3 protein-coding genes are annotated in these 5,529 nt (G+C 59.1%); 2 read left to right on the top strand and 1 reads right to left on the bottom strand.

From position 1 onward, the window contains the following. Positions 1-345: 345 nt before the first annotated feature. Complete coding sequence (locus tag ABX749_RS19685; RefSeq protein ID WP_372897472.1) at positions 346-1,332, top strand: dockerin type I domain-containing protein; 987 nt, start codon at positions 346-348, stop codon at positions 1,330-1,332. 79 nt (positions 1,333-1,411) lie between these two features. Here ABX749_RS19685 and ABX749_RS19680 read toward each other — a convergent pair whose 3' ends face one another. Further along, positions 1,412-2,323: a sugar phosphate isomerase/epimerase family protein gene (locus ABX749_RS19680; protein WP_372897471.1), complete on the bottom strand. Its 912-nt coding sequence runs from the start codon at positions 2,321-2,323 to the stop codon at positions 1,412-1,414. A gap of 139 nt (positions 2,324-2,462) precedes the next feature. Between ABX749_RS19680 and amrS the strand changes: the two genes are divergently transcribed. Then, on the top strand, positions 2,463-5,529 hold a 3,067-nt coding region (gene amrS / locus ABX749_RS19675; RefSeq protein ID WP_372897470.1), incomplete at its 3' end, for an AmmeMemoRadiSam system radical SAM enzyme.

Raw genomic sequence — 5,529 nt, 5'->3', positions numbered from 1 at the left:
TGTTTCGTCGCCGCCGAGCCGCACTGGAAGCTTCTTGTGATCTTCCTGCCCATCGTCGCGCTGTTCGCGATCCGAATCCGTGTCGAAGAACGGTTGTTGTTGAACAGCGAAGCCTACCAGCGTTACTGCCGGCAAGTCCGTTGGCGTCTCATCCCGCTGATTTGGTAGGCCGCAAAGGCGAGAGGATGATTCTTGATGAAGTTTTTTCATTGCGTGTGACAGTTGAAGCACGAATCTGGCAACAATGGAAGTGGACTGAGTTGAGCCTCCTGGGAATTGAAATCTACCGGTGACGTCATGTTGAAACATCAGTCACGGTCTCGAAACGCCGCGAGATCGGTTCGAATGCAACCGCTGGAGCCGCGTTTGCCGCTTGCCGGAGGTGCCGGGGGCGTTGAGTTCGGGGACTGGCACAATCAGAGCAATGCGTATGACGTCAATGGCGATGGGTACGTGCGTCCGATCGACGTGCTGCAGCTGATCAATCTGATCGGGGACTATGAATTGTCGGCGATCGAAACGATGCAGTCGGCGTGGTCGGAGGACGATCCCGCGGCGATGGAGCCCTACGCCGGATTTCATCCCGACGTCAGCGGAGACGGGGTGATCGGGCTGGTGGATATCTTGCGGGTGATCAATCGATTGGCCATTGATCAGGCTGCGGAAGAACCATCCAACGGAACGGTCGCAGTGATTCCGGATGGTCAGGGGGAGCCGACATCGGTGGTGTTCACGGCGGCGGACGGACGATCGAAGTCCGTCGAGGTTGTCGATGCTGGGGTGACGGTGATCTGGGACCAGGGCAACGTCTATCTTCGCAATCGGGATGGTTTGCCGTTGATCATTGCGAAACCGGCAAGCGGTTTGCTGAGCGCCGAGTATCTGGAGGGAGATGGGTCGGCAACGGTCACGCGTTTCGGAGCCGACGGGAGCGAAACAACCGAGCAGTATGTTTGCCTTCCCGGGTGGACGAGTGATGTGTCGACGGTGATCGTGTCCCCTGAGGATCCATTTATCTGGCCGCTTCGATTATTTGATCCCGATGACATCCGTCGACCGATCGAGGGATTTGAAGAGACTTTGGGAGCGATCGTGTCGCACCACACGCAATACGCGGACGGTTCATCGATTGAATTTCGATACGAAGAGGCGTCGGCGGAAAATCTGATTTCTGTCACCGCAAGTCTCGCGACGGGAGAATTGTTGACGGTGAACATGGATGGGGCGACGGTTCCGACCGACCTGGCGCAGAGGATCTGGACGGTGCTCCGATCAGACAATCCGCCGGCGGATCCGATCAGTCTGACAGAACTGTTCGTCATTAGCCTTTAGGCGGTTGCCGGTCGCTGCGGAGCAGCGATCTTGGGCGGCTGAAGCCTGCACACCAACACGTATGCCCGTGCCATTGGGACTACTTCATCATGTCGTGCAGCGTTGCGAGGTCTTTTTTGATCGCGGCGAGGTGTTGGGGCACGAGTTCGGGGGCTTTGTGATCGATGTATTCTTCGTGCAGTGAAATCGGGCCGGTGAAGTCGGTCTCGGCCAGCATCTTAAAAAAGGCGGGGGCGACCCGGCCTTCGCCCAGCGGCACGTTCTTCATTTTGGTCCCTTCCCAGACGAAGTCTTTGACGTAGACCGTGTCGATGTGGTCACGGATCATGCGGAAGGTGGTCGGCCAGCTTGTGCCTCCCTCGACGGTGGCATGTCGAATGTCATAGGCCATGCCGATGTCGGTCGGCGCGATGCCGTCCAGGACGCGATCGAGATCCCAGATCGCCGCGCCCATGTATTTGTTGCCGGCGTGGTTTTGGTACAGGCCGGTGATGCCGAAGTCGTGATTCAAGGCCGCCAAATCGACGAATTGGTCGTGCCAATCGGCGAGCTGGTCGTTGATCGCCCGATCCGGGGAATAGTGGACATATTTCATGCGGTATCGCTGGATCCCCAGGGTTGCGGCGGTGCGCAGCACCCGCTCGGTCAGCGGGTCGGCCGGGTCATTGATGTCGGACGTCATGACGGTGATTTCCAGGCCGCACTTGGCGAGTGCTTCGACCAATTTGGGCAGTTCATCGGCACACGTTTCCGGTTCGATGTGTCCGCCGCGACGAATCGGAGCCTCGATCCCGTCGTATCCGATTTCCGCGATCTTTTCAGCCAGTTCGTCAAAGGTCAGCGAGTTAAACGGTTTGGTGAAGACACAGATGGTATTCTTATCAGATGCGGTGTCGTCGTTTCCGAGCGCCGATTGAAACGGGGCGGCGGCGAAGCTGGCGGCCACACTGGCGGCGGACGCGGCGATGAATTGACGGCGGCTGGTGGTCATCGATGGTGGATTTGGTTGGTGTAGTATCCGAGGAAACGACTTCCGGCCTGAAGAACCCCAGGGACGACAGGCTGGAAGCCTCTGCCACGGTTCGGTGCCGTGATGGGTGCCGATGGCGAGAGACCGAAGGGCGATACCCATGATAACTCAAACGCACTGGTACACGGAAACAGAAGACGGGCGAATTCTATGTCAGTTGTGCCCGCGGGCGTGCCGGATGAAAGAGGGCGACCGGGGGTTCTGTTTTGTTCGCAAGAACGTCGCCGGTCAGATGGTGTTGGACACCTATGGCAAGAGCACCGGGTTTTGCATCGACCCGATCGAAAAGAAACCACTGAATCATTTTCTGCCCGGCACCCCGGTGCTCAGTTTTGGAACAGCCGGATGCAACCTGGGGTGCAAGTTCTGTCAGAACTGGGACATTTCCAAAAGTCGTGAGGTGGCTCGGTTGAGCGATCGAGCGATGCCGAACGAAATCGCATTGGCGGCCCAGCGTTCGGGTTGTCGAAGCGTCGCGTACACGTACAACGATCCTGTGATTTGGGCCGAGTATGCGATCGATACGGCGCTGGCCTGCCGCGAGATCGGAATCAAGTCGGTCGCGGTGACCGCCGGCTACATCACCCCACAGGCTCGCGGTGAGTTTTTCGGCGCGATGGATGCCGCCAACATCGACCTGAAATCCTTTTCCGAAGACTTTTATTACAAAGTCACCAGTTCGCACCTGCAACCGGTTTTGGACACGATCGAGTTCGTCTGCAATGAAACCGATTGTTGGGTCGAACTGACCAATTTGATCATTCCCGATGCGAATGATTCCGCCGACGAAATCCGGCAGATGTGCACCTGGGTGATGGAGCACGTCGGGCCGAACGTGCCGATTCATTTCACGGCCTTTCATCCCGATTTCAGAATGACCGATCGCAACGGGACTGATTCGTCGACACTGGTCATGGCCTATGACATCGCCAAACGGTGTGGATTGAATTACGTCTACGTCGGCAACGTGCATGACATCGCCAGACAGAGTACGTACTGTCACGGTTGCGGGGCGTTGTTGATCGAACGTGACTGGCATCAGTTGGGGCGGTACACCTTGTCGGGGAATCGGTGTTCCAAGTGTGACGCCACGATCCCGGGCGTATTTGAAGATGTTCCCGGGGATTGGGGTGGGCGACGGCAACGCGTCCGCATCGAGCCGATCGAGCAACCGATGCAGACCGTCGCGTCGCAGCAACGGCTCGTGCAGATCGAAGACGCCGGCTCGCGAGCAGACGAAACCAAACGGCAACCAGCAGTGGAGGATAAAGTGATGGCGACGACACAATGGAACGATCTGACGAAGCTGACAGACGATCAGAAGTCGACGATCTTAAAAGCGGCCTCGGCGATGGTGCAGGCCGCGGTCGGCGGACTGGATCAGTCCGTTGCGATCCGATCGCTCGGTGAGCTGGCCGACCTGCCGATCGACGGGGTGTTTGTAACCGTCAAACGCGGCGAGACGCTTCGCGGCTGTTGCGGCCGGCAGGGCGGGCTGATGAAACTCGGGGAAGCGATGGCGGATTCGGCGGCGCGGACGGCACGCGATCCGCGGATGGCGCCGCTGTCGATGAGCGAATTGCCGTACTTGGATCTGTCGGTTTCGCTGCTCGGACCGCTGCGGCCGATCGGTGTCCCCGGGGAACAGCGGGAGCAGGCGGTGCATGTCGGGACGCACGGCTTGCGGATCCAGTTCGGACACAACAGCGGTTTGTTGTTGCCGCAGGTTGCGACCGAACAAGGTTGGAATGCGCGTCAATTTTTGGATGCCGTGTGTCGCAAGGCGGGGTTGCCGGCCGGCGTGTGGTTGCGCGACGATGCCCAAGTGATGTTGTTCGATGGAGTTCATTTCGGTTGCAAATTCGAAACCGATCCGTCGCTGTTGCGACATGAAAAACAATTGTTGACCGGGCATGAGTTGTCACTCTGTCGCGACTGGGTTCGCAGCAATTTGATCGCCCTGCAGATCGGCGCCACGCCGATGTATTACGCGATGGGGGTCAGCGATCTGGAGGTGTTGGGGCTGATCCTTTCGATTCGACATCCCAGTCACGGTTCGCATCAGTGGCTGCAACTGAGCATCAAAGACACCCGCCCGATGCAGACATCGCTGTATCAAATGACCGAACAGGCGTCGCTGTGGTTGGATGAACGCGTGTTTTCGGCAAACGAATGCGACGTCGAATTGGCGGTGTTGAGTGATTGTGTGCATCACGGCCCGCTCGAGGATGCGGACATGCGGGGAACCGATGGCGGGACGCGGGCAATGGTGCTGACCGATGGCCGGCGTTGGGCGATTCAGTATGGACAGGACCAGCAGCCACAGGCGTTGATCGAAGCGGCACGGGAGATGGAACGGTTTCGCGGCGGCGAGCAGTTGTATTCGATGCACTGTGACTGTTCCTGCGACGCGATTTCGGTGTCGCTCGGTCCCAGGGCCGATGCGGATTTCACCGTCCGACGGCCCGCCGTGGCCGGGGCGTTTTACCCGGCCGAGGACAGCGCCCGAGAGGCGGAGGTCGATGGGTTGTTGGATGGATTGCCGGATTGCGAAAAACACAAGGCGTTTGCCGTGATGGTCCCGCACGCGGGGCTTCGATTCAGCGGCCGTGTGGCGGCGGAGATTTGGCGGCGAATTGATGTTCCCGATCGCGTGTTGATCATCGGACCCAAGCACACCGCCGAGGGAGTCGATTGGGCGGTCGCGCCGCATCATCACTGGCAGTTGAGCGATACGGTTCAGATCGCGGGCGATGAGGAGCTGGCCCGCGAGTTGGCCGAACAGATTCCCGGCATGGAGCTGGATTCGCGCGCCCATGCGCGCGAACATGGGATCGAAGTGCAATTGCCGTTGATCAATCGCCTGTGCCCCGACGCCCGATTGGCCGCGATCGCGATGCACGGCGGGGACGTCCAAGCGTTGGAATCCGCCGCGTCGGCGTTGGCCGAGTGGATCAAGGAGCAGGACGAACCGCCGCTGCTGGTGATCAGCAGTGACATGAATCATTTCGCCGATGACGAAGAAAACCGGCGGCGAGACCGATTGGCACTGGACGCATTGGCCACCGGCGACGGCGCCGAATTGTTGCGGGTTTGCGGCGAAGAAAGCATCAGCATGTGCGGCCAAATTCCCGCGGCCCTGGTGTTGATGGTGATGCGAAAACTGG

This window comes from Stieleria sp. (genome assembly GCF_041595215.1).
Taxonomy (GTDB): domain Bacteria; phylum Planctomycetota; class Planctomycetia; order Pirellulales; family Pirellulaceae; genus Stieleria; species Stieleria magnilauensis.
This window is presented reverse-complemented; position numbering and strand designations above follow the sequence as displayed.